The organism is Barnesiella sp. CU968 (genome assembly GCF_905219685.1).
GTDB lineage: Bacteria > Bacteroidota > Bacteroidia > Bacteroidales > Muribaculaceae > Lepagella > Lepagella muris_A.
In genome coordinates this window covers 1-3,711 of sequence record NZ_CAJMXD010000298.1, presented here as the reverse complement: position 1 = coordinate 3,711, position 3,711 = coordinate 1, and the positions used below count along the sequence as shown (strand labels likewise).

Sequence of the window (3,711 nt, the reverse complement as noted above, 5' to 3'; positions counted from 1 at the left end):
GCAATCAAGTAAATAAGCGGTGTAAAAGTTGCGTATGTCGGATATTTTTCGTAACTTTATGCCATGAAAAAGAACGAGTTGACAGAGTTTTTGCAACGTCAGATCGAGTACCTTCAAGGACGGCTCGATGAGGCGTTGGCCTCTGTCAACTCGCTTACTTTATCTAATGAAAAGCTACAGACGACCAACGAGAAACTGGTAGCGACTACACGGCTCTTTCATTTAAAAAAGTCTTGTGCTTCCGAAAAGCCTGTTATTTTATAGCGGGGAAAGTCTGAATGGGAAAGGGTGATTTTCGCATTCATTTCTCTGATTTTCAATAAAATAAGTGGTATAAAATTGGTCAAGTGACCAATTTTTCGTAACTTTATAGTTGTAAATCAATTAGTTATGAATAAAAATAAGCCACTTGACCAAGTGCGTTCGACCGGCATAAATGCGCCCAATCGGACTTCAAAATTAGTAAATAAATCTGAATTCAACGGCAGTATCCTGAACAGATTGATGAATTTCGCCCGTTCAGTCCCCGATTTCCGCAGGTCCGACAAGGGCAATATACAACATCGGCTCGCCGACATCATCATACTGATGATTTTAGCCAGAGCGTGTGGATGTGTCGGACGTGCCGATATAATTGAATTCGGACGTCTCCATCTCAATAAATTCCACAGGCTGGGCATTCTCAGGAACGGCGTGCCGTCAGAATCAACACTGTGCCGTGCTGAAAACGGCATTAACGATAATGCGATGGCCGACAGGATGCAGGATTTTGCCGGGGCATTTCACAAAGAGCTGCTCAAAAAAGGGTGTGGCAAGGAAATAATATGCATAGACGGCAAGGCCGAGCGTGGCACAGTCCTGGAGAACGGGCGCAATCCTGATATAGTGTCGGCATACTCGTTCAACACCGGCATAATTCTGGCTACAGAGGTCTGCCAGGCGAAAAGCAATGAGATAAAGGCAGTTCCGCGGCTTATCGACAAACTCGACATAGCCGGAAAGATAGTGACAGCCGACGCCATGTCCATGCAGAGGGATATAATCGATAAAATCAGAAAGAAAGGGGGTGACTTTCTGATAGAACTCAAAGCCAACCAACCGTCATTGCGATACGGCATTGAGGACAGGCTTGTGGCGCACACACCGGTATATTCCTACACCGAAGGCCCCGAACTGGCACACGGCAGAATAGAGACGAGAACCTACCGCATATATGACGGACTGGACATCATCGCCGACAAAGAGAAATGGGGCGGAAACATGACCATCATTGAGTATGAGTCATCCACAGTCAAAAAGTCAACAGGGATACACACCTCGGAAAAACGTTTGTACGTCAGCAGCATGCCGACAGACACACCTAAGCCCGGCACCGTTGTGCGCAACCACTGGTCGATAGAAAGCATGCACTGGGGCCTGGACTACAATCTTCAGCAGGACAATATAAAACGCAAGTCGACAAGAGCCGCCCGAAACCTCGACACCATACAAAGAATAGTCTACTCGGTGTTCTCAATATGGAAAGGACTCCGCAAAAAACGATCGGACAAAAATAAAGGCATGGCCGAACTGATGAGACATGTCTCTATGAGCTTTACCAGGCTGATGCGATTTTTAAGCCAAAACTGAAAAAACAAGATTTTGATAACAGGATAACTTTTTAACATACAGACATAGAAAAATTACCCGCTCCGGACTGAAGCGGGTAAGGGAGGATGTGCTCTTTATTTTAGTTTAAATGAAAGAGCCGTGGTAGCGACTATAGAAGAGCTTCGCAAACAGATGGCCTCAATGGAGGAGGCGATGAAAGGCAGGAATGCGGAGTTGAGCAAAGAAAAAGCTGCTCGTCAGGCCGTGCAGCGTCTGCAGGGCTCGCCGTCAGAGCGCCAGACAAAACCGATGCCGGCTCCTGCCGTATCAGAAACTCCGGAACAGAGGCCACAGAAGAAACGCACCAACAATGGAGCCAGGAGAAAGACCCATCCCGAGTGCGAGGTAGAGACGGTTGTGGTGGAGCCGGACAGCCCCGACTTCAACCCCGAGGCGGCAACGTTCATAGGCGAATGCGATGTTGTGCGCTATGTCATGGAGCCGATGCGCTTCAAGAAAATAATCTACAAGGTACGCAAATATGTGCAGGACGAGAAAATATACAAAGGCTCCGCTCCCGCCACGCCGCTGCTGAACTCGCAGTATACATCCTCCTTCATTGCCGGACTCGCCGAGCTACGCTATCTCCACTGCATGCCACTTGAAAATGCAGTCGAATACTTCCGTGCCCACGGCTTCGACCTTGACAAAGGCACGGCACAAAAACTGATCAGCAAGGTAAGGGTTCATCTGGAGAATCTGTACAAGGCTCTCGGGCCGGCAGTTGTCGAAGACAATTATATCTGTGGTGACGAGACCTATCAGAAAGTGCGTCTGCAGGTGGCCACTCCCTCGGGCAGGAAGATCAAAAAGGGCTACATATGGGTGTTCGTCGGCATGACAACCGGGCTTGTATACTTCTTCTATGATGACGGTTCCCGCTCTGCCGAAGTCTTCAAGCAGCATATCAAAGGCTTCAACGGAGCGTTCCAATGCGATTGCTACTCAGGATACCGGCATATCGGAATCGGTGAGATGAGCGGGATAAAACGCTTGCCATGCCTGCAGCATATAAAGCGGAAGTTCCTCGACCTGAAAGACAATCCGCAGGCGCAGGAAATAGCAAAGCTCTTCGGACTCCTTTACCACTTCGAGCATCAGCACCGCATAGGCAAAGACGGATGGACGGCGGAAAAGCACCTTGAGTGGAGACAACGATACTCCAAAGTGATGCTCGAGAAAATCCGCATGAGACTGACAGCGGTCAAAAATCGCATCGGCGTGCCACCCGACGACCCGCTGCTTGCCGCCACCGAACATGCGCTTAAACAATGGGACGAGATACCACGCATCTTCGCCTCACCCACCTACAGACTTGACAACAATGAAGTCGAGCGAATCAACCGCTACATATCCCTGACCCGTCGCCGACTGACAATCGGCTCCCACTCCGGAGCCGAAGTCGCCGCCCTGTACCACTCGCTGGCCATCACCTGCCATCGCTGCGGAGTCAACGTCTTCGACTACTTCTGCGACATAATCGACCGATGTGCCGCATGGCCGCCAAACACCCCGATCGAAAAATACCGCGACCTGCTTCCCGACCGCTGGAAACCCTCACAAAAATAGCCGCCCAAAATCTGGACGGCTTTCTTTTTATGGCTTACCTGCTATCGCGGACGGTTGTACCATGTTGCCATGAGAGAGATACAGGCTTGCCCTGTTCCACATGATTGACAAAGGATAGGTTAGGTTCTGTCAACTCCACCGGCAGTGCTTTGTCCGTGTAACCCTAACGTGGGCAGGGTTATCCGACTGCTTACCATTTTGGTGAGAGCGCTCAGTATCTTTGGCTCCTTCAAACCTTACGATGGCTAAAGACAGTTCACTTACGTTAACCATACTATCCAGCCTGGCCACTCAACGGTACGATACTAACCGTTCTTGACTCCCCNCGCGGTTACGTCTTGTCATTACTGAAAGTGTACGTTGTCCCAGTGAGCTTGGCACGTCCCATTGCTGGAAACGCACCTCACGGTAGGCTACCGCTGACGGAACAGCGGGTTAATTCAATATTCAACTCTTTGGATATCATTGTTTAACAATCAATCATGTGACTTT

General features: G+C 49.5%; 2 protein-coding genes. Both read left to right on the top strand.

Going from position 1 to position 3,711, the window contains the following annotated elements:
* The first annotated feature begins 390 nt into the window (after positions 1 to 390).
* Positions 391 to 1,629 carry an ISAs1 family transposase gene (locus tag JX312_RS10525; protein WP_239653887.1) on the top strand — a complete coding sequence of 413 codons (1,239 nt, stop codon included), beginning with the start codon at positions 391 to 393 and terminating at the stop codon, positions 1,627 to 1,629.
* 120 nt (positions 1,630 to 1,749) lie between these two features.
* The gene (locus JX312_RS10520) at positions 1,750 to 3,219 is read left to right on the top strand and encodes an IS66 family transposase (protein WP_204457962.1); all 1,470 of its coding nucleotides are present in this window, start codon (positions 1,750 to 1,752) and stop codon (positions 3,217 to 3,219) included.
* The last annotated feature ends 492 nt before the right edge of the window (positions 3,220 to 3,711 follow it).

Coding starts and splice junctions, on each gene's coding strand:
- JX312_RS10525 (WP_239653887.1), top strand. CDS start 391: ATGAATAAAAATAAGCCACTTGACCAAGTGCGTTCGACCGGCATAAAT.